The organism is Nocardia sp. AB354 (assembly GCF_049538315.1).
Classification (GTDB): domain Bacteria; phylum Actinomycetota; class Actinomycetes; order Mycobacteriales; family Mycobacteriaceae; genus Nocardia; species Nocardia nova.
On record NZ_JBMVFU010000001.1, the window covers coordinates 159144 to 177567 of the forward strand.

The following is an 18424-nucleotide window of genomic DNA, read 5'->3' on the forward strand; positions in this document are numbered from 1 at the left end:
ACCGCTCCACGCCGCCCTCACACCAGTTCCGGCACCCGCAGGTGGGCCAGCGCCAGCTCGAACTCGCGCACGTCGATGGCCTCGACGCCGACCTGGCGGGCCGCGTCGACCCGCAGCGCCGCGGACTGCTCGCGGTTGCGCTGCATGGCCTCGGCGCTGTCGAAGACGCCGCAGGACACGGCACGGCCGGATGCGCGGTTGATCAGCAGGCTCGCGCTGCAGAATCCGTCGAGTTGTTCCATCCCCGGCAGGATGTAGTTGCGGTAGGCGTCGGTCGACATGTCGAGGCGGCTCGGATCGGTCTTGATCCAGGTGGCGCGCACGCAAGCCCCGGGCATGGAGCGGTGGTCCCGGTGCAGGACGGCGATCTCCCATTCCGCGACCTGGGCGGCGGTACCGCCGAAGACCGTCACCGCCCGGTCACGCTCCGCCATGAAGGCGCTCTCGCTGTCGTGCATCGCGGCCTCGGATTCCCATCCGGTGGTGGAGATGCAGCGACCGAACGTGCGATCGACCAGCAGGGACAAACCGGTACAGCCGGGGGTCTCCGCAAGCATCGGCATGACCTCGTCCCGCATATGCGCAATTCCGGCATCGATCGCGGAGGGTTGCGCCTGAATCGTGGTAGACCGTGCGAACACGACCCACCCCCTCTCTGCTCGGGGCAGCGCCCGGCGGCGCCACCGGTGCATCTCAGCCTGCTCCGATGCACGGGCGCTCGCAATAGTCCGCTCGGCGTCAGTCGAGGCGCAGCCGGCTCCCGTTCTCCTCCCGGTAGAAGGTGTCACCGTCAAGATCGAGACTGAAGCCGGAGTTGCCGCTCGCTACGGCGCTACTCACGGCCGGCTGCGGTGACTCGGCATTGCCGCCGTCCGGGCGCGAGGCCGGGTACAGCATGGAGGGGTCGTCGCCGCTACCCGGCACCGTTGCGCCGGACGGGCCGTGGTCCAGCCCGCCGCCGGGGTTCGCATCGGGATACCGGCTGTACAAATCGGTTGCGCTGTCCGACAGGAGGTTCGGGGTAGAAGACGGCAGCTGCGCGGCAGGAGCCGGCGTACCGCTGCCGGAGTCGTGGCCGAACCAGTGCTTCGCCAGCTGTGCGGCGTCGGTCTTCAGACGCTTCTTGTCGTCCTGCGGACCCTCGACGACCTCTCCCGCAACCTTCTCCCCGAAGTCGCCGACCTTGCCCTCGAACTTCTTGCGCTCATCGGTTTTCGGCGCGCCGGGACTCTCCGGCTCATGGGTGTGGGGGTTGCGGCCGTCGGGCGTCCTGTTGTGCTCGTCCACCCCCACCTTGCGCAGTGCCCCGCCGAGCGCACCGCTCGCCGCGCTCGAAATACCGTTGTGCAGACCGGCTTTCCCGATATCGTCGAGGTTGAGGCCGTCGCGCAGGCCGAGCGCGTTCTCCCCCGCCTCCCAGGCCAGCTCCTTCCCGGCCCCCTTCATGAAGCCCTCGAGCCCCTCGATGACGGTTTCCTTGATGATCCGCTTCAGTAGCTGCTTCAGCGCCTGCTGGATCACCACGCGGGTCGCGACCTCGGCCGCGGCCGCCTCGGCCATGCTCGCGCCCAGCGTCTCGACGGCCGCGGCAGCGGCGATCGCCAAGTTGATCGCCAGCTCGACCAGCATCGCGATGATGTAGAGCTTCACCGCGAGAATCAGCACGGACATCACCCGGCAGGCGATGGCGATCGCTTTGCAGAAGGTGACCAGACCTTCCAGGTCGTCCCCGGCGGTACGCCAGAACTGCTGGATGGATTCGTGGGTCCGGCCGTCGATACGGGCGAGAATCGCGGTGGTGACGGCGTCGCCTTCCGCACGGATCTGCGACAGCGTGTCGCCCATATGTTCCCAGTGGTCGGCCATCCGCAGCAGGGCGGTTTCGTCGGCCTTGGGCCAGTCGCAGGCGACGAGGGAGGCAACCGGCTTCAGATAGTCGGGTATCTCGATGCCCATCGCTTACGCTTTCCCCCCGTTGATGCCGTTCTTCTCGATGGTGTCGCGGACCTTGTTCAACAACCCGGCGAGTCCCTCGTCAGCGGCCTCGAGCGTATCGGCCGCAGCGCCGGACGACTCTTCCAGATGGGCGAACATCAGCGCGGCCTTCGCGATATCCTGCAGCGCCTGTTCGGCTTTCGGCAGATAGTTCTGCGCGAACGCGGAACCGAAGATGTCGTCTCCCCATTTGCCGGTGACCTCACCGAGATCGACCGTGAGATTCTTCAGATCCTCCTCGAGCTGCTTGCCGAGTCGACCCAGACGCGGCGCGTGCCGCCGGAATTCGTCGAGTTCGATGCGAAACTCGTTGGCGCCGGTCATATCCGGGTCACCAGCCCTTCCAGTGCGGCCCGTTGTCCTCGTCGTCCTCCGCGACGCGCGGTGGCTCCGGGGCCGGTTCCGGCTCGGCCACCGGTTGCGGTGGCGGCGGAAGGATGCCGTCCACGACGCGCTGCAAATCCATGTCCTCGCCGAGCGGATTCGCGATGTGGAAACGTTTCTCGTTGGCGAGGATCGGGGCCATCGCCGCACCGACCTCCGACTTCGCCGCGCGGGCGGCGGCCTGTGCCGCCTCGGTGATGGCGGTGCCGAGCTTCTCCGGGGTGGTGCGTTTGAATGCGGCGGGGTCGACCCACACCTGGATGGGGATGCCCGCCGAATTGCTGATGACGCGGATCAGATTGTCCGAGGACCACCCTTCGGCGGTCGCGACGGCCAAAGTGTCTCGGGCCGTGGCGATATCGCGCAGTTGATACTCGTAACTCTCGAGCATCGAATCGACCTGCACCTGCAGGGCGTCGGTTCGCGCGCGCAGCTGATCGTAGCCGGATGAATCCACTGGGTCCCCTCAATCGGACTTGTCGCGTCCTGTATTCCGACGCATCGAATCGGTAGCCGGTTCCCGCACTCGGCAAACCTGTCCGTTGTGTCAGGATGGACCCGTGGATCCGAACGACCCGGACGGCGCCGCCGATCAGCTGACGGCCTGGGCCGACGACCTCGAACACAAGGCCGAGCAGTACCGGGAACTGCACGATCGGATGTCGAGTCTGAGCGTCACCGAAACCTCACGTGGCGGCATCGCGGTGACGGTGGACGGCGAGGGAATTCCGACCGATATCCGCTTCGCCGATTCCGTCCGCGGCACCGAACCCGCCGCGCTGTCGGCCGAGCTGATGCGCACGCTGCAGCGCGCCCAGGTGCGGATGCGAGAGCAGATCGCGGCCACCGTGCACGAGACGGTCGGGGACGACGAAGCGGGAGCGAACATCATCGACCGCTATGCCGAGCGGTTCCCCGATCCCGAGGAGTCCGAGCCGGACTTCGGCCCCGATGAAGCCGGTGCGCGGTGAGACCCTCGGGCGGACAACAGCTTTCGAGTCCGGCGACGCGTCACCGCTTGCGGCGCGCGATACCGACCATCGAGCCCAGCGCCGCTCCCACGCCGAACAGGGCCAGGCCCGTACTCGCCGTCATGCCCGCGTGCATCCTCGGTTCGATCACCGCCGGGCCCGGGGCCGGGATCTCGGCCTCCACCTCGTTCTCCCGGGCGGTGGCCGCCCAGGCGGTGGCGAACAGGATGATGCGGGCGGTGATGTAGGCGAAGACCATGAGGCCGATGATCGAGCCGAAGGCGACGCCCGCGGGACTGGTGAGCACCTTCTGCAGGTAGAACGAGGCCACCTGCTTCCAGATCTCGAACGCGATCGCGGCGATGAAGGCCGCGCGCACGGCGCTGGTGAAGGTCACCGGCTGTCGGGGCAGCCGGGCGATGATCCAGACGAACACCGCCCAGGACGCGAGCACCGCCAGGACCAGCGTCAGCAATCGCAACAGCCAGGAGACACCGGGCACCTTGTCGAGCCCGACACTTTCCAGCAGCTGCAGCGCCAGGCCGCTGGACGACAACGCCGACAAGCCCAGCGACACCACCATCGCGACACCGAGTCCGGCCAGTGCCAGCAGGTCCGACAGTTTGGTCCGGAACCAATTGCCTTCCTGCGCGGGCTGTTCCCACTGCTCGGTCAGGGCGGCGCGCAGGTTGGCCATCCAGCCCAGGCCGCTGTAGGCGGCGATGAACAGACCGATGATGCCCACACTGGCCCGGGACTTGATGGCCTGGTCGATCAGATCGTTGACCTGGCTGCCGAACGAACCCGGGATGTTCTCGACGATCTTGTCGCGCAACTCTTCGAGCAGGTGCGGATCGCGGGCGAGGACGAACCCGGCGACCGCGAAGGCGACCATCAGCAGCGGAAACAGCGAGAGCACGGTGAAGTACGTGATACCGGCCGCGAAGTAGTCGCCGCGCTGGCGCTGGTAGCTGCCGCCGGCGCGGACGGCGTGGTCCAGCCACGGCCGTGCTCGCACCTCACGTTGGATCCGCGCTTTGAGCTTGTCGAGCACCTGTCCTCCCGAACCTGTTCAACCGCAACACGGCCTCGCGCGGCGCAGATCAGCGGTGCAGGAAACCCACTCGGTCGTACACCTGCGCGAGGGTCTTACCGGCGATCTCGCGCGCCTGCTCGGCTCCGGTGGCGAGAATGCGATCGAGTTCGCCCTGATCGTCCAGATACTCTTGCACTTTCGCCTGCAGCGGTGTCACGAATTCCACCAGGGCGTCGGCCACATCGGCCTTGAGCTCGCCATATCCCTTGCCCTCGAAGCCTTTTTCGAGTGTCACGATGGGCGTGTCGGTGAGCGAGGACAGGATCACCAGCAGGTTGCTGACGCCCGGTTTGGTCTCCGGGTCGTAGCGGATCTCCCGCTCGGTGTCGGTGACGGCCGAGCGGATCTTCTTCGCCGAGACCTTCGGATCGTCGAGCAGATTGATCAGGCCCGCGTCGCTGGCGGCGGACTTGCTCATCTTCGAGGTCGGATCCTGCAGGTCGTAGATCTTCGCCGTGCCGGTGACGATATGCGGCTCGGGCACCACGAAGGTCTTCTTGAAGCGAGTGTTGAAGCGCTGCGCCAGATTTCGCGTCAATTCCAGGTGCTGGCGCTGATCCTCACCGACCGGTACCAGCTGCGGGCGGTACAGCAGGATGTCGGCGGCCATCAGGATCGGGTAGGTGAACAGGCCGACGGTGGCGTTGTCGGATCCCTGTTTGGCCGACTTGTCCTTGAACTGGGTCATCCGGCTGGCCTCGCCGAAGCCGGTGATGCAGCTCAGCACCCAGGTGAGCTCGGCGTGCTCGGGCACCTGGCTCTGCACGAACAGGGTGGACCGCTTGGGGTCGATACCCATCGCGAGCAACTGCGCGACACTGCGCACGGTGCGGCTGCGCAGCTGCTTGGGGTCCTGCGACACCGTGATGGCGTGCATATCCGGAATGAAGTAGAGCGCCTCGTAGTCGTCCTGCAGCGGAGCCCAATACTGCAGCGCACCAAGGTAGTTGCCGAGGTGGAAGGAGTCGCTGGTCGGCTGGACGCCGGAGAGGACCCGCTGCTTGCGTTCGCTGGGGGCAGGACTGGACATGAACCGATCTTCCCATGCACGCCCAAGCGGTTTTTTCCGAGGGAGCGAGGACGTGCGCCGCCCCGCACGGCCGGCGCTCTCGGCGGCGTGCGGGGCGGCGTCGCTCAGACCGCGTGCCGTTCGGCGTAGTTGCGCGGATCCACCCCCGGCATACTGGACCTACCGCTGGCGACCAGGTCTTTCTCCCGCCGCGTGATCAGGCGATAGACCGGGGCGCTCGGGCCGGACAGGGTGTCGCGCAGCACCGGCGGCGCCAACGGCGGGCGCACGTGGGCGGTGCGCACGGCCTGCGCGAGTCCCCGGTACGCGAGCTCTTCACGCCGGCCCCATCGAATGTCGTACATCCGCCGGATCCGCGGCGGCAGCGAGCCCTGGACCAGCAGATGCGCCCCGCTGCTGGCCTGCTGGAACGGGCGCGGCAGCGGATGCGGCACCTGCTTACCCGCCAGATACGAGCCCACGAGCCGCGCCTCGTCGGTCAGATACAGCTCGTCCGAGGCGAGGTAGGCATCGAAAGATCGCCGGAAGGCCGGATAGTCGGCGGGCGCGGCCGAACGCGGCATACCGAACAACTCGCCCCAGCGCACGTAGTCCTGGTACAGATCCTCCCGCTCGCCCGGAGTCAGTTTGCGCACCAGCAGGTCGTGCATGACCTCGGCGGAGTCGGCGGTGAACGCCATGGTCATGAACATCAAGTGCGGGTCCAGCGCGGAGTAGTGCGAACCCGCCGGATGATGCGGGCCCGCGTCCTCGGGCAGCACACCGTCGACGGGGAGATGCCGCTTGCGGGTGAACGCCAGCGCGCGGTCGGCCTCGTCCTCGTCGCCGAGGAATACCGCCTCGAACAGGCGACCGGTGAGTGCGAGACGCGTGTAGGGGGTGGCTCGGTGGGCGGTGTTCTCGGCGGTGCCGACGAACAACAACGGATGGACCGCGCCGATCACCAGCGCCCGCAGGCCGTACGTCAGTCCCACCGCGCGTTTGCGCATCACCCGGCGGATCATCGAATCGTCGGAGAAATATCCCGGACCAGGCATCGTCGCCCTCCTCGCATGGAATCTGGCAATAGCATCCACCAGAAACCCACTTCTGGCAATAGTTCATGCCAGAAACGCGGCCGTGCCACAATCGGATCGTGACGGCACAGCGGACCTATGGCGGTATCTCGGCCGCCGAACGGCGCGCGGGCCGGCGTGCCGCGCTGCTCGACGCGGCTCTCGAGATCATCGGCACCCAGGGCGTGGACAAGCTCACGGTCGCCGGGCTGTGCGCCCAGGCCGGGCTGAACGAGCGCTACTACTACGAACAGTTCACCGGCCGTGAGGCCGTGCTCACCGCGCTGTTCGACAGCATCGCCGAGGAACTCGCGAATGCCATCGTGCGGGCGCTGCAGGAGGTGGCCGGCGCGTCCGGCGACGGCGACAACGCCGCCGATACGTCCGCGCGCCGCACGCAGCGCGAAACGCGCACGATGGCGCACGCGGCCGTCGCCGCCGGTATCCACGTGCTGACCGACGACCCGCGCAAGGCCCAGGTCGCGCTGGCGGTGAGTGCCTCCACGCCGGAGCTGCGCTCACGCACGCTGCAGAGCATCGCGTCGTTCGCGAACCTGGTCGCCGCCCGCGGCATCGACTTCTACGGCCTGGGCACGCCCACGCCGGACCCGGCGATCGGTTTCCGCGCGACCTACCTGGTGGGCGGGCTGGTGCAGACGCTCACCAGCTGGTTGCAGGGCGATATCGATATGACCCGGGAACAGCTCATCGACGAGACCACCGACGTGTTCGTCCTCCTCGGCGAGGATCTCGCACAGCGGCTCCGCTGAGCCGCTTCCTTACGCCGGGTCGGCCATGGTGAGTTCGACGGGCGACAGCACCGGCGGACGCTGTTGCAGCACCACCCGGAAGACCGTGCCCTTCGCAGCCCAGTATTCGGCCGCCTGGGTCATCGCGTCGGCGAACCATTCCAGATCCTCGCGCTGGTCGGCCAGCAGCCCGCTCGAATCACGGATCACGACAACGTATCCCGGCGCCTCACCGACGAATTCGTCCAGGTCGCGCAGGCATTCGTCGAAGGCGTCGCGGTTGTCGCCGAAATAGTAGGGAAATTGCAGGGCGGCGCCGAATTCGTCGAATACTCCCGCGGTGGTGCGCATTTTCGCGCCGCGGACCTCGCGGGCGATATACCCGTCGGGGACCTGAAATCGCACACCGCTGAACGGTCCGGCGCCGACGTCGAGCGCGCCGAGTACCGGCCCGCCGGCGGTCCGGCGGGAACGCGCGTCCACGCGCGCCGCAGTCGCGTCGGAGCCGGCGTCCGGCGGGGCCAGGAACTGCGACAACGACATGGTTTCGGCCATCAGCGCATCCTCGTGAAGGTCTGGTAGTGGTCGCCGGTGTAGTACGCCGACCCGTCGCTGCCGGTCACGATGCGCTCGGCGTCGCGGGTCTGGCCGCGTTGCTTCGGGTTGACGTCCCATTCCTGATACGTGATCGCCTTACCGCTCGAGGCGGTCTTCGGCAGGGTTCCGGCGCGGTTCATCCACTGATCGCCGCCCTTGGTGCCCGGCGCGTTCGCCGAACCGGGCCAGCGTCCGGCGTCGATCTCGACGAGGGTGGCGTAGGCGCGATCGGGCACGCCCGGCGCCCGGGTCGCCGACGCGGCGGGTGTGGCGCCGTTGCCGGGCGCGGGCTTGGCAGCCTGGGTGGTGGACTGCGCGGCCTTGGTGGAATGCACGGTCGCCGCCACCGAACTCGCGGTGTCGTGCGTGGCGGAACCGCCGCGCAGGCCCAGCACGCCGGCCACGATCGCCGCGATCACCAGCCCACCCAGAACCATCAGGATGCGAACTCTCTTGTCGGACATGTTCATCGGTGCCTGTTCATCGGTGCTGTCGGACGTGGGGAGTCCCGTCCACGCTGACGGGGAGAGCGACGAGTCGACTCGCCGCCCCGTCGGCCGGATGGTAGCGCGGCCCTCGTTCACGACAGACAAAACTACGGGACCACCTGGTGTCGTGTCCGGAAAGGTTGATGCGATTTCACTCGGACGGATAGAAGCCGGTCTCACCCGTACCGATTGCCGGGGGCGGGATGTAGCGCTTGCGTTCACCTCCGCCGGTGATACCGCACAGCTCTTCGTCCTCTCCCAACGGCATCGCGTAGTACCGCAACCCGAAGTGAGCTTCGGTCTGATCGGCATCGACGGTCACCACCCGATGAGTCGTCTCGATCTCGATCCCAGGAAATTCGGCAGGGAACCGAACCCCGACGAAGGTCGGAAAACCGTCGTCTTTGCCGACCCAGAAGCGGACACCTTCGTCCGGCTCTCTTCGGCCCCCGATGCCTCCGGAGAATATCCGGCCGGTCTCGCTGCGAGCTTCCACATAGGTCCAGTCCGGCTGGTCGGGGTTGCACCACACGCGCCACGTGTAGCTACCGTCGGTCCGCTCAGCGGTGACCGGCGTCCAGCCTTCGTCTGCGAGCGACGTCACGAATGAATCCTCACACACGGATACCCCGGAATAGTGAGGTGTCCCAGCGGGTCCCACCAACCTGCACACAGCTGGGTACCGTCCAGGAACCCGCCCGTCGGACCGTAGGAATCTCGGGCTACACCCGGTCGCAACGGACCCTCGAACACATGCTCGCTGTACTTCTTCTCAGCCTTCGCAGCGTTGCCACCCGGAGGCACGATCAGGTAGTACGCCTGAAGGTTCCCGCTGTAGCCGTGCGCCACGGCCAGCGTCGTAACCACTTTGTAGACAGTCAGCCCTTCCCCCGACACGTACAGCGTCACCGGTCCGTCCTGCCGTTCAGCGTCGGCATGAGCGGGGCCGGCGCCGACCGTGAGCGCCGGAATTATGCCGACGAGCGCCGCAGCGAGAGCAAGACTCCATCGCGTATTCATCTATCCCCCTGGGTATTTCGGTTGTCACTTGCGGATTCGAGGGCGTCGCGGAACCGCATGATCACCTCTACCGACAACAGCTCCGCCTTCTCGCCGGTAGCCAGTTCGCGGGCCATGTAGGTTCCCGGCTCGCTGCGTTGGCCGAGCTCCTCTCTCTTCACTGCTTTCGGGGCCAGAAGAGCACCGCCAAGAACGCCACCAACGGCACCGCGAACGCTACGAACAGCCCCATCAGGCGCCCTCCGCGTCGATGTCCGCCGAACCGAGCCGCTCGGCTTCGCCTGGGCCGAACGCCTGAGCGCTGTTGCACGACTGCCGGTACTCCAGATACACCCCGACACCCGGTTGGTCTCCTGGGTACGCCTCCACCTCCAACACTCCACCCGGAAAGGTGTAAAGCCTTGTGCGCCTCGGCTCTGCGTCCATGTCGTCTCCGTCGCCTCGTGACCGGTGGTAGGGCACCCGGCACCGGGGAAGTCGATTCGGCCCGGTGCCGGGGCTTGGTCGGAACCGTAAGAAGCGAGCCGGCCCGCGGTCTACGATCGTGCTCAATCGTGCACATATCCAAAATTCCCAGTGCATCCCCGGCACGGCGGAGCCACAATCGAGAGCGTATGTGCAACTTCATGCATGACGCCGATGGAGGTAACCGCGATGAAGCTACGTTTTCTCGGTAAGGGTGGGAGCACCAACAATGGGTGTCCGTCGTTGTATGCCACCGACCAAGGCACATACCTGGTGCAGGGATGGGAGACGAATACTGTTGGCACAGTGGAGATTCCGCACTTGCTTACCGGATTCGCCGAACCGGATACGTTCATCGGTGCCACGTTGACCGACACCGGCCGGGGGACGTTCAGCGTCACCGGCCGACCGGTCACCGAGCCGGACGTGCTCGGCATATTGACCTTGGCGGAAGATGAGACCGCGATCGAGGTTCCGAAACAACCACGGAGGTTCTACGGCAATGCTGCTAGTACCCGATGAAGGGTTCCCGGACCTACTCCGGACGTGCAAGCGGGAAGCGTTTCATCTCGAAGTGCTCGACTCGTACGCAGAGCCCGGAGAGAGTGAACCGTACCGGAGGTTCCTTGCCGGTGAGCCGGACGACTACGCATGGTTCAAGCCGTGGACGGAACTGGTACAGGAGACCGTCGGCCGGGGTGTCTCGGTGACACGGGTTCGTATCGTGTCGGTGCCGCACACCGACTACACCCGGTTCTCTATGCGGGTCGCTGAACTCAATACCGATGCAGGCGAAGACATCCGGTATCTGCCTCGGCACGATGCCGGGGAAGTCCCGCCGGACGATTTCTGGCTGTTCGATGACGAGACCGTCGCCTACTCGGCATTCGGAGAGTCCGGAGGCTGGTCGGGCGCACTCACCACCGACCCGCACATTGTCGAATACGCCCTAGGGCTGAAACAACGGTTCTGGTCGCTTGGTACCCCGTTCCGGGAGTACGTCTCCAAGTGACTGGTTCCGTAGGGCAACAGCGCGAATCTCTCGGGGCTCGGCTCCGGGAGATTCGCTTTGCTGCCGGGTTGTCCGGTGCCGAACTCGCACGGCGTAACGGCTGGGACCCATCGAAGGTCTCTAAAATCGAATACGGACGGATAAAACCGTCACTCGAAGACATCACCGCATACTGCCGCGACTGCAACGCACAGGACCAATTAGCGGACCTGCACGCCACCCGCCAGAACATAGACACCGCCTATCTCGAATGGCGGAAGGTTCTCGGAACCGGCACCAAGCGACGACAGCAACAGTCGATCAAATGGGAATCCGAGGCTCGAATACTTCGATCATTCGAGCCGGTACTCGTCCCGGGACTACTTCAAACTGCCGAATACGCTGCCGGCATCCTCCGCAAGGTTATCGAGTTCCAGCAGATACCCGACGATTTGGACGCAGGGGTATCCAAGCGGATGGAACGGCAACAAGTCCTGTACCAGCGAGACCACCTATTCCACTTCGTCATCGGTGAACAAGCGTTGTACACCACCGTTGGAGATGATCAGACAATGATCGGTCAACTCGACCGACTGCTAGCGGTCCAGGGTATGCCACGGGTAACCATCGGAGTTATCCCGTTCACGGCACCGTTCGAGACGGCTACAACTAGTTTCCTGATGTTCGACTCGAAAATGGTTCTCGTCGAGAACATCACCGCAGAGTTGAACATCACCCAGCCGCGAGAGATTCGGGTGTATCACCGGACATTCGATGTGCTGGCGCGGCAGTCGGTCACCGGTGAGGCTGCCCGGGCGTTGATCCGAAAGGCTCTGGAGTCGAGAGGCCACCGCTGACCATCGGGTACCCGGCTACGCCACTCAGGCTGAGGCAGAGTCACAAGGCAACGATTGCTTCCGTCCACGCTGACGGATACTCGGTGCGGAGACGATGGTCCCACCGCGGTCGGTCGATCGGGGTTCAGCGGTACTGCACCGTGACCGGAGCGTGGTCCGACCAGCGCAGCGCGTATTCGGGCGCGCGTTCTACCACGGCCTGCTTCGCGCGCCCGGCGATCGCACCACGCGCGAGGTGGTAGTCGATGCGCCAGCCGGCGTCGTTGTCGTAGGCGCGGCCGCGGTAGGACCACCAACTGTAGGGGCCGGGCACGCCCGGATGGAGTTGGCGGACCACGTCGACATACCCCGCGGCCAGCATCTCGTCGATCCAGGCCCGCTCCCCCGGCAGGAAGCCGGAGTTCTTGACGTTGCCCTTCCAATTCTTGATGTCGAGTTCGGTGTGCGCGACGTTCCAGTCGCCGCAGATCACGAAATCGCGGGTCTGCGCCCTCATATGCGCGCCCAGTTCGCCCAGGAAACGATATTTCTCGTCCTGCATGGGAGTGTCGGCCTCACCGGTGTGCACGTACACGCTCGCGACGGTGACTTCGTCGAAATCGGCCTCCACGTAGCGGCCGACGCCGTCGAATTCGGTGCTGCCGAAGCCGATTCGCACGCGGGTGGGCTCACGGCGGGACAGAATTCCGACCCCGGCGCGGCCCTTGGCGCCCGGCTCGGCGTGAGCGAGGAACCACCCGGCGTCGAGGACCGGCGCCAGTGCCTTGCGGGTCTGGTCATCGGTTGCCCGGGTCTCCTGCAGGCAGATGATGTCGGCCTCGGTCACTGCGAGCCATTCGAGCATCCCCTTCCCGGTCTTGCCGGTAGCTGCGCGTATGCCATTGACGTTGACGGAACTGATGATGCGGGCCACGTATCGACCGTACAATGCGGGAATCAACCCGTCCTCGCGGACATCGCGGCCACGCCGAGCAGGCCGCCGCCGATTCGGAAGGGGTGACGACGATGACGTCCGGCACCACCCAACCCGCCACCTCCCTTGCGCCGATGACAGCCCTGCACACCGGATCGGGCGATCCGCTGCTGCTGTTGCACGGTTTCCTGATGTCGCCGCACTGCTGGGAGGACGTCGCGTCCCGATTGTCCGCTACTTGCGAGGTGTTCGCTCCGGCCTTCGCCGGGCACTGGGGCGGCCCCGACCTCAGCGGCTGGTACATCGACGTGAATCTGCTCGCCGACCGAGTCGAGGAACAGCTCGACGAATTGGGTTGGCGCACCTGCCATATCGCGGGCAACTCGCTCGGCGGCTGGGTCGGCTTCGAATTGGCCCGCCGCGGCCGGGCGCGCACGCTCACCGCCATCGCACCCGCCGGTGGATGGCACAATCCGTCGCTGGCGCAGTTGCGGGTGGGGCTGGAGTTCCTGATGCTGCTGCCGATCGTCGAAATCGGCGAGCGTCTACCGTCCTGGATCCGGTTCAGCGCGCCGGTCCGGCGGGCCACCGCCATGTTGCTGAGCAAGAACATCGCCGCGGCGCCGCGACGCGGAGTGGAAGCGGCGATCATGTCGGCGACCCACTGTGCGGCCATGCTGCCGCTGATCGTCAGCGGTCTGCGGATGGCGGTTCTCGACGATCTGTCCACCGTGCGGACGCCGGTGCGCCTGCTGATGTGCGAATTCGACCGGATCATCCCGAACCGCATGTACGCCAAGCGTTTTCTGCGGGAACTGCCCGAGACCGCAGACCGCATCCTGGTGCACGGCGTGGGTCACGTCCCGATGCTGGAGGCTCCCGACCGCATCGCGACCCTCATCGCCGAGCACGTCTATGCCAGCCGCACGCGTCTGCGGGCGGTGTGAGAAAGGCCGGCGGATCGGTTCGAACCCCTCGGCGCCGATCCGCCGGCCGCCATCACGTGGCGATCACCGGCCCAGCAGGCCCTTCGCGATATGGGTCACCTGGATCTCGTTGCTACCGGCGTAGATCATCAGCGACTTGGCGTCGCGGGCGAGTTGTTCGACGCGGTATTCCTGCATGTAGCCGTTACCGCCGAACAGTTGCACGGCCTCCATCGCGACCTCCGTGGCCGTCTCCGAGCAGTACAGCTTGATCGCCGACGCCTCGGCCAGGGTCGGCGGTTTGCCCGCGCGGCCGCGTTCGAGGGTGTTGAAGACCATGTTCTGCACGTTGATGCGGGCGATCTCCATCTTCGCGAGCTTGAGCTGCACCAGCTGGAAGCGGCCGATCTCCTGACCCCACAGCATGCGGGTCTTGGCGTATTCCACACACAGCCGGTGACATTCGTTGATGATGCCCAGCGCCATGAAGCCCACGCCCACCCGCTCGGCGACGAAACTCGTTCGCGCGCTTTCTCGCCCGTCGCCGCCCTTGTGCTCCTCGGTCTCACCGAGCAGCCGGTCCTTGCCCAATCGCACGTTGTCGAAGAACAATTCGCCGGTGGGTGAGGAGTGCAAACCCATCTTCTTGAACGGTTTGCCCTGGGTGAAGCCCTCCATGCCCTTGTCGAGGACGAAGGTGAGCACCTTGCGATCGCGTTTGTCGGTGCCGTCGCCCTCGTCGAGTTTGGCGTAGACGACCACCACATCGGCGTACGGACCGTTGGTGATGAAGGTCTTCTGGCCGTTGAGGATGTAGTCCTCGCCGTCGCGCTTGACCGAGGTCTTCATGCCGCCGAAGGCATCCGAACCCGAATCCGGTTCCGTGATGGCCCAGGCCGCGACCTTCTTCAAGGTCACGATATCGGCGAGCCAGCGTTCCTTCTGCGCGAGCGTGCCGCGCGACATGATGGTGGCCGCGCCCAGACCGATCGAGACTCCCATCGCGGCGACCAAACCCATACTGACGCCGGACAATTCGCTGATCAGCACCGCCATCAACGACTGCTGCTCGCCGAACGGGTCACTGCCGGACCTGGGTTTCTTGTCGCGCTGTCCGGCCTCGTCCGGCGCGGCCTCGGCGGCACGCTGCTTGGCGAGCATCTTCTCTATCGCCTCGGCGCCCATGACGTCGATGCCGAACTCGCCGAACAGTTTTCGCAAGATCGGATACGGCGGCATCTCACCGCTGTCGAGGGCGTCCAGATGCGGCCGGATCTCCTTGTCGATGAAGGCGCGCACGGCCGCGCGGATCATCTCGTCGGTCTCGGACCATTCGAACATCGTCATTCTCCTCCAGCGTCAGGGCAGCCGGGCTGCGATGTCGTCGATCAGCCAGGGGCCGTCGGTTTCGATGGTCTTCACGTCGTGCCAGCCGCCGAGCTCGGAGATGGCCCCGCCCTGGACGGCGAAGACCTTGCCGGTGACCGGGCATTTGTCGGTGGCCAGATAGGCGACCAGCGGCGAGATGTTGGCCGGGCTGAAGGCGTCGAATTCGCCTTCGCCCACCTCGGCGGCGAAGATCGCGCCCATACCGGGTGTGGCCAGGGTCAAGCGGGTGCGCGCCATCGGGGCGATGGCGTTGACCCGCACGCCGTAGCGTTCCAGTTCCTCCGCCGCGACCAGGGTCAACGCGGCGATACCGGCCTTGGCCGCGCCGTAGTTCGCCTGGCCGGCGTTGGGCAGGGTGACGCCGGAGGCCGAGGCGGTGTTGACGACGGCGGCATTGGGCTGCTTACCGGCCTTCGACTGGTCCTTCCAGTACGCCGCGGCATGGCGCAGCACGTTGAAGTGGCCCTTCAGATGCACCGCGATGACCGCGTCCCACTGCGATTCCTCCAGTCCGGCGATGAACCCGTCACGCAGGATGCCGGCGTTGTTGATCACCACGTCGAGCGTGCCGAATTCCGAGATCGCCTGGTCCACCAGGTTTTTCGCACCGTCCCACTGCGCCACGTTGTCGGTGTTGGCCACCGCCTTCCCGCCCGCGGCGCGGATCTCCTCCACCACCTGCTGCGCCGGTCCGGCGTCGGCGCCCTCTCCGGCGTTGCTCCCGCCCAGATCGTTCACCACCACCGAAGCGCCCTCGCGCGCGAACAACAGCGCGTGTTCGCGTCCGATGCCGCGGCCGGCGCCGGTGATGACGGCGACCCGCCCATCCAATACACCCATGAAAGTCTCCTCGGCTACGAGTTGTCGGCGACGACCGCCAGGCCGTCGGTCAGAACGAGATCGGTTCCGCGCGCGGTGCGGAACGCGTAGGTGGTGTCGGAGCCGGTCGAGCCGACCTTCCAGATCTGCGTCTCCAGATCGTCGCCGGGGAACACCATCTTCGAGAAGCGCACCGCGAAACGCTTCAACCGGTGCACATCGGAACCGGCGACCTCGGTGAGGACCGCCCACGACGACATCGCCATCGTGCACAGACCGTGCGCGATGATGCCGGGCAGTCCGGCATCCTTGGCCACCTGCTCGTCCAGGTGCAGCGGCACCGGATCGCCGGAGGCGGGGGCGTAGCGGTAGGTCTGATCGTCGTCCACGTGGGCGGCGACCCGGGCCAGGGGCGGGCGCGCCTCCAGTTCCGGATCGAACTTGTGCGCCGGCGCGCTCTCACCGACCCGCTTGCCGACATCGATGTTGCGGAAGAAGGCGGTCAGGTACTGCTCGTTGACCAGCTCGCCCTCGGAGTCCCGGCATTCGATGAGAATGGTGATGGTGGTGCCGTTCTCCCGGCCCTCGTAGCCGACCGCCTTGGCCCGCGAGACCAGCCGATCACCGGGCCGGATCGGGCGGTGGAAGTGAAAGTCCTGCTCGCCGTGCACGACTCGGCCGAAGATGTCCATCGGGACGACGTCGATCACGGGCATCATCATCGCCTCGAAGACGGGCACGATGGCGAAGACGGGTGAGGCGATATCGCCGGACAGGTGGGCCGGAATCGGGTCGTTGGTGGCCGCGGCGTACTCGGCGATCCGCTCCCGGGTGACCTCGAATCGTTCCTCGTCGGACCAGACGTCGAGGCCCGCGTCGTCGAATTCCACGGGCCGGGGTGCTGTTTCGGTGGCCATATGCGCCTCGCTATGCCGTCGCGAGCGCGTCGAGCTGGTCGAGGGTGGTGTCCAGCTGCTTGGCGCCGTCCTTCTCCACCGCCTTGCCGAGCGCGCCCTTGATGAGCGCGCCCTCGAAATCGCCGGAGACCGAGAACGTGCTGCCGGCCCCCTCGGGCGTGATGTCGAAGGAGAACTTCACCTTCACACCGGCCATACCGGCGCCGCTGAGCACCAGATTGTTCGGCGAATTCACCTCCTCGACGACCCATTCCATCTTGTTCGCCATGCCGAGCATCATGATCTTGGCGACCAGCTTCGAGCCCGTGGTGAGCGTGGCCGGCGGTTCCTCCATCCAGCGCTCGTGAATGGTGAACCACCTGTCCCAGGTCTGCGGATCCGAGACGACAGCCCACAGCGCGTCCGGGGTGGCGTTGAGGTTCTTGGTGGCTTCGATGTGACCCATGCTCGTACTCCTTTCAGCGCTCGGCGCGCTGGTAGGCGGTGACGACCGCGGCTCCGCCGAGGCCGATGTTGTGCTGCAGCGCGGCGGTGACGCCGTCCACCTGACGCTTGTCGGCCTCGCCGCGCAGCTGCCAGGTGAGCTCGCTGCATTGCGCCAAACCCGTCGCACCCAGCGGATGCCCCTTGGAGATGAGGCCGCCGGAGGGGTTGACCACCCACTTGCCGCCGTAGGTCGTCTGCTCGCCGTCGATGAGGATGCCGGCCTCGCCCTCGCCACACAGGCCCAGCGCCTCGTAGAGCAGCAGTTCGTTGGCGGAGAAGCAGTCGTGCAGTTCGATCACCTGGAAGTCCTGCGGGCCCAGGCCCGACTGCCGGTACACCTGCTGCGCGGCTTGCACATTCATGTCGTAGCCGATGAGGTTCTTCGCGGTGCCGTCGAAGGTGGACGCGAAATCGGTGGTCATCGCCTGGCCCACGATCTCCACCGCCCGCCCGGCCAGACCGTGGCGGTCGACGAAGTCCTCGGAGGCCAGGACCACCGCGCCCGAACCGTCCGAGGTCGGCGAGCACTGCAGCTTGGTGAGCGGGTCGTAGATCATCCTCGCGCCCAGGATGTCGTCGAGCGAATACTCGTCCTGGAACTGCGAATACGGGTTGTTCACCGAATGCTTGTGGTTCTTGAATCCGATCTTCGCGAAATGCTCCGCGGTGGTGCCGTACTGCTTCATATGTTCGCGGCCCGCGGCGCCGAACATCCACGGCGCCGGCGGGAACAGCACTTCGGAGATCTCGGCCAGCGCCATCATGTGCTTGGCCATCGGCTGCTCGCGGTCGTCCCAGGTGGAGCCGAGCGATCCGGGCTGCATCTTCTCGAAGCCCAGCGCCAGCGTGCAGTCGGCCAGCCCGCCCCGAATCGCCTGTGCCGCAAGGTAGAGCGCGGTGGATCCGGTGGAACAGTTGTTGTTCACGTTGATCACCGGGATACCGGTCATCCCCAGTTCGTAGACCGCGCGCTGGCCGGAGGTGGACTCGCCGTAGACGTAGCCGACGTAGGCCTGCTGCACCTCGCGATAGTCGATTCCGGCGTCGGCCAGCGCCTTGGTGCCGGATTCGCGGGCCATATCCGGGTAGTCCCACGCGCGGGTCGTCCCGTCGGCCTCCTCGACCTGCCGTCGCCCCGGTTTCTCGAACTTCGTCATTCCGACGCCGACGACGTAGACCTTGTTCGTCATCGAACCACCCTTCTCCCAGTCGGCCGCCCCGGCGAACGGCAGCGGTCGATCCGTTCCGATCGAACTGGAAACAAACATACGGAGCT

The 18424-nt window shown here is 66.1% G+C and carries 24 protein-coding genes; 6 read left to right on the forward strand and 18 right to left on the reverse strand.

The annotated features are described in order from the left end of the window. Positions 1–17: 17 nt before the first annotated feature. The 4 genes from ACPCUW_RS00790 to ACPCUW_RS00805 all read right to left on the reverse strand — a co-directional run bounded on the left by ACPCUW_RS00790 (position 18) and on the right by ACPCUW_RS00805 (position 2836). Positions 18–641, reverse strand: coding sequence for an antibiotic biosynthesis monooxygenase (locus ACPCUW_RS00790; protein WP_063015619.1), 624 nt, complete (start codon positions 639–641; stop codon positions 18–20). A 97-nt stretch (positions 642–738) separates the two neighbouring features. Then, positions 739–1845, reverse strand: coding sequence for a hypothetical protein (locus ACPCUW_RS00795; protein WP_423423383.1), 1107 nt, complete (start codon positions 1843–1845; stop codon positions 739–741). Between the two features lie 114 nt (positions 1846–1959). Then, positions 1960–2319 (reverse strand): WXG100 family type VII secretion target, encoded by a 360-nt coding sequence (locus tag ACPCUW_RS00800; RefSeq protein ID WP_423423384.1) that lies wholly within the window; start codon positions 2317–2319, stop codon positions 1960–1962. 7 nt (positions 2320–2326) lie between these two features. Further along, positions 2327–2836 (reverse strand): YbaB/EbfC family nucleoid-associated protein, encoded by a 510-nt coding sequence (locus ACPCUW_RS00805; RefSeq protein ID WP_423423385.1) that lies wholly within the window; start codon positions 2834–2836, stop codon positions 2327–2329. Between the two features lie 103 nt (positions 2837–2939). Here ACPCUW_RS00805 and ACPCUW_RS00810 point away from each other — a divergent pair, with 103 nt between their 5' ends. Next, the gene (locus tag ACPCUW_RS00810; RefSeq protein WP_051755335.1) at positions 2940–3350 is read left to right on the forward strand and encodes a YbaB/EbfC family nucleoid-associated protein; all 411 of its coding nucleotides are present in this window, start codon (positions 2940–2942) and stop codon (positions 3348–3350) included. Between the two features lie 40 nt (positions 3351–3390). Here ACPCUW_RS00810 and yhjD read toward each other — a convergent pair whose 3' ends face one another. The 3 genes from yhjD to ACPCUW_RS00825 all read right to left on the reverse strand — a co-directional run bounded on the left by yhjD (position 3391) and on the right by ACPCUW_RS00825 (position 6513). After that, entirely contained in the window at positions 3391–4404 is a 1014-nt protein-coding gene (gene yhjD, locus ACPCUW_RS00815) for an inner membrane protein YhjD (RefSeq protein ID WP_423423386.1), read from the reverse strand. 49 nt (positions 4405–4453) lie between these two features. Next, positions 4454–5476, reverse strand: coding sequence for a tryptophan--tRNA ligase (trpS, locus tag ACPCUW_RS00820; RefSeq protein WP_030513557.1), 1023 nt, complete (start codon positions 5474–5476; stop codon positions 4454–4456). A gap of 104 nt (positions 5477–5580) precedes the next feature. Further along, positions 5581–6513, reverse strand: coding sequence for an oxygenase MpaB family protein (locus ACPCUW_RS00825; protein WP_423423387.1), 933 nt, complete (start codon positions 6511–6513; stop codon positions 5581–5583). A gap of 98 nt (positions 6514–6611) precedes the next feature. On the opposite strand from ACPCUW_RS00825, the gene ACPCUW_RS00830 reads away from it, so the two are divergent. Next, entirely contained in the window at positions 6612–7301 is a 690-nt protein-coding gene (locus ACPCUW_RS00830) for a TetR/AcrR family transcriptional regulator (protein WP_423423388.1), read from the forward strand. A gap of 9 nt (positions 7302–7310) precedes the next feature. Here ACPCUW_RS00830 and ACPCUW_RS00835 read toward each other — a convergent pair whose 3' ends face one another. The 5 genes from ACPCUW_RS00835 to ACPCUW_RS00855 all read right to left on the reverse strand — a co-directional run bounded on the left by ACPCUW_RS00835 (position 7311) and on the right by ACPCUW_RS00855 (position 9811). Beyond that, positions 7311–7835, reverse strand: a complete 525-nt coding sequence (locus ACPCUW_RS00835; RefSeq protein WP_423423389.1) for a barstar family protein — start codon at positions 7833–7835, stop codon at positions 7311–7313. Then, entirely contained in the window at positions 7835–8341 is a 507-nt protein-coding gene (locus tag ACPCUW_RS00840) for a ribonuclease domain-containing protein (RefSeq protein WP_423423390.1), read from the reverse strand. Before ACPCUW_RS00840 ends, ACPCUW_RS00835 begins: the two co-directional genes overlap by 1 nt. Positions 8342–8516: 175 nt before the next feature. After that, positions 8517–8969: a hypothetical protein gene (locus tag ACPCUW_RS00845; RefSeq protein WP_423423391.1), complete on the reverse strand. Its 453-nt coding sequence runs from the start codon at positions 8967–8969 to the stop codon at positions 8517–8519. Beyond that, positions 8966–9385, reverse strand: coding sequence for a hypothetical protein (locus ACPCUW_RS00850; protein WP_423423392.1), 420 nt, complete (start codon positions 9383–9385; stop codon positions 8966–8968). The genes ACPCUW_RS00845 and ACPCUW_RS00850 overlap by 4 nt, the downstream gene beginning before the upstream one ends. Before the next feature lie 231 nt (positions 9386–9616). Continuing rightward, the gene (locus ACPCUW_RS00855) at positions 9617–9811 is read right to left on the reverse strand and encodes a hypothetical protein (RefSeq protein ID WP_423423393.1); all 195 of its coding nucleotides are present in this window, start codon (positions 9809–9811) and stop codon (positions 9617–9619) included. A 204-nt stretch (positions 9812–10015) separates the two neighbouring features. Here ACPCUW_RS00855 and ACPCUW_RS00860 point away from each other — a divergent pair, with 204 nt between their 5' ends. Genes ACPCUW_RS00860 through ACPCUW_RS00870 form a run of 3 tightly spaced genes read left to right on the forward strand, consistent with a single transcriptional unit; the run spans position 10016 to position 11698 of the window. Then, positions 10016–10372: a hypothetical protein gene (locus ACPCUW_RS00860; protein ID WP_423423394.1), complete on the forward strand. Its 357-nt coding sequence runs from the start codon at positions 10016–10018 to the stop codon at positions 10370–10372. Next, positions 10353–10862: a DUF6879 family protein gene (locus ACPCUW_RS00865; protein WP_423423395.1), complete on the forward strand. Its 510-nt coding sequence runs from the start codon at positions 10353–10355 to the stop codon at positions 10860–10862. The genes ACPCUW_RS00860 and ACPCUW_RS00865 overlap by 20 nt, the downstream gene beginning before the upstream one ends. Further along, positions 10859–11698, forward strand: a complete 840-nt coding sequence (locus ACPCUW_RS00870) for a helix-turn-helix domain-containing protein (RefSeq protein ID WP_195073178.1) — start codon at positions 10859–10861, stop codon at positions 11696–11698. The genes ACPCUW_RS00865 and ACPCUW_RS00870 overlap by 4 nt, the downstream gene beginning before the upstream one ends. A 124-nt stretch (positions 11699–11822) precedes the next feature. Here ACPCUW_RS00870 and ACPCUW_RS00875 read toward each other — a convergent pair whose 3' ends face one another. Next, positions 11823–12611 (reverse strand): exodeoxyribonuclease III, encoded by a 789-nt coding sequence (locus ACPCUW_RS00875; RefSeq protein ID WP_423423396.1) that lies wholly within the window; start codon positions 12609–12611, stop codon positions 11823–11825. Between the two features lie 14 nt (positions 12612–12625). Between ACPCUW_RS00875 and ACPCUW_RS00880 the strand changes: the two genes are divergently transcribed. Continuing rightward, positions 12626–13558 (forward strand): alpha/beta fold hydrolase, encoded by a 933-nt coding sequence (locus ACPCUW_RS00880; protein ID WP_423423397.1) that lies wholly within the window; start codon positions 12626–12628, stop codon positions 13556–13558. Positions 13559–13621: 63 nt separating this feature from the next. Here the strand turns inward: ACPCUW_RS00880 and ACPCUW_RS00885 are convergent, their stop codons facing one another. From ACPCUW_RS00885 to ACPCUW_RS00905, 5 genes are read right to left on the reverse strand one after another with little or no spacing between them, the layout of a single operon-like run. Further along, positions 13622–14878, reverse strand: coding sequence for an acyl-CoA dehydrogenase family protein (locus tag ACPCUW_RS00885; RefSeq protein ID WP_104393614.1), 1257 nt, complete (start codon positions 14876–14878; stop codon positions 13622–13624). Positions 14879–14896: 18 nt separating this feature from the next. Beyond that, positions 14897–15766 (reverse strand): SDR family oxidoreductase, encoded by an 870-nt coding sequence (locus ACPCUW_RS00890; protein WP_063029370.1) that lies wholly within the window; start codon positions 15764–15766, stop codon positions 14897–14899. 14 nt (positions 15767–15780) lie between these two features. Beyond that, complete coding sequence (locus ACPCUW_RS00895) at positions 15781–16662, reverse strand: MaoC/PaaZ C-terminal domain-containing protein (protein ID WP_063015600.1); 882 nt, start codon at positions 16660–16662, stop codon at positions 15781–15783. A gap of 10 nt (positions 16663–16672) precedes the next feature. Next, positions 16673–17107 carry a type II toxin-antitoxin system Rv0910 family toxin gene (locus tag ACPCUW_RS00900; RefSeq protein WP_030513547.1) on the reverse strand — a complete coding sequence of 145 codons (435 nt, stop codon included), beginning with the start codon at positions 17105–17107 and terminating at the stop codon, positions 16673–16675. Between the two features lie 13 nt (positions 17108–17120). After that, complete coding sequence (locus ACPCUW_RS00905; protein ID WP_423423539.1) at positions 17121–18338, reverse strand: lipid-transfer protein; 1218 nt, start codon at positions 18336–18338, stop codon at positions 17121–17123. Positions 18339–18424 lie beyond the last annotated feature (86 nt).

What these genes read in the sequence shown, in the direction of transcription:
- ACPCUW_RS00855 (WP_423423393.1), bottom strand. Translation starts at nt 9,811, where the DNA reads ATGGACGCAGAGCCGAGGCGCACAAGGCTTTACACCTTTCCGGGTGGA.
- ACPCUW_RS00900 (WP_030513547.1), bottom strand. Translation starts at nt 17,107, where the DNA reads ATGGGTCACATCGAAGCCACCAAGAACCTCAACGCCACCCCGGACGCG.
- ACPCUW_RS00850 (WP_423423392.1), bottom strand. Translation starts at nt 9,385, where the DNA reads ATGAATACGCGATGGAGTCTTGCTCTCGCTGCGGCGCTCGTCGGCATA.
- ACPCUW_RS00795 (WP_423423383.1), bottom strand. Translation starts at nt 1,845, where the DNA reads ATGGGCGACACGCTGTCGCAGATCCGTGCGGAAGGCGACGCCGTCACC.
- ACPCUW_RS00800 (WP_423423384.1), bottom strand. Translation starts at nt 2,319, where the DNA reads ATGACCGGCGCCAACGAGTTTCGCATCGAACTCGACGAATTCCGGCGG.
- ACPCUW_RS00825 (WP_423423387.1), bottom strand. Translation starts at nt 6,513, where the DNA reads ATGCCTGGTCCGGGATATTTCTCCGACGATTCGATGATCCGCCGGGTG.
- ACPCUW_RS00865 (WP_423423395.1), top strand. Translation starts at nt 10,353, where the DNA reads ATGCTGCTAGTACCCGATGAAGGGTTCCCGGACCTACTCCGGACGTGC.
- ACPCUW_RS00905 (WP_423423539.1), bottom strand. Translation starts at nt 18,338, where the DNA reads ATGACGAACAAGGTCTACGTCGTCGGCGTCGGAATGACGAAGTTCGAG.
- trpS (WP_030513557.1), bottom strand. Translation starts at nt 5,476, where the DNA reads ATGTCCAGTCCTGCCCCCAGCGAACGCAAGCAGCGGGTCCTCTCCGGC.
- ACPCUW_RS00890 (WP_063029370.1), bottom strand. Translation starts at nt 15,766, where the DNA reads ATGGGTGTATTGGATGGGCGGGTCGCCGTCATCACCGGCGCCGGCCGC.
- ACPCUW_RS00880 (WP_423423397.1), top strand. Translation starts at nt 12,626, where the DNA reads ATGCGGGAATCAACCCGTCCTCGCGGACATCGCGGCCACGCCGAGCAG.
- ACPCUW_RS00835 (WP_423423389.1), bottom strand. Translation starts at nt 7,835, where the DNA reads ATGGCCGAAACCATGTCGTTGTCGCAGTTCCTGGCCCCGCCGGACGCC.
- ACPCUW_RS00885 (WP_104393614.1), bottom strand. Translation starts at nt 14,878, where the DNA reads ATGTTCGAATGGTCCGAGACCGACGAGATGATCCGCGCGGCCGTGCGC.
- ACPCUW_RS00895 (WP_063015600.1), bottom strand. Translation starts at nt 16,662, where the DNA reads ATGGCCACCGAAACAGCACCCCGGCCCGTGGAATTCGACGACGCGGGC.
- ACPCUW_RS00840 (WP_423423390.1), bottom strand. Translation starts at nt 8,341, where the DNA reads ATGTCCGACAAGAGAGTTCGCATCCTGATGGTTCTGGGTGGGCTGGTG.
- ACPCUW_RS00860 (WP_423423394.1), top strand. Translation starts at nt 10,016, where the DNA reads ATGACGCCGATGGAGGTAACCGCGATGAAGCTACGTTTTCTCGGTAAG.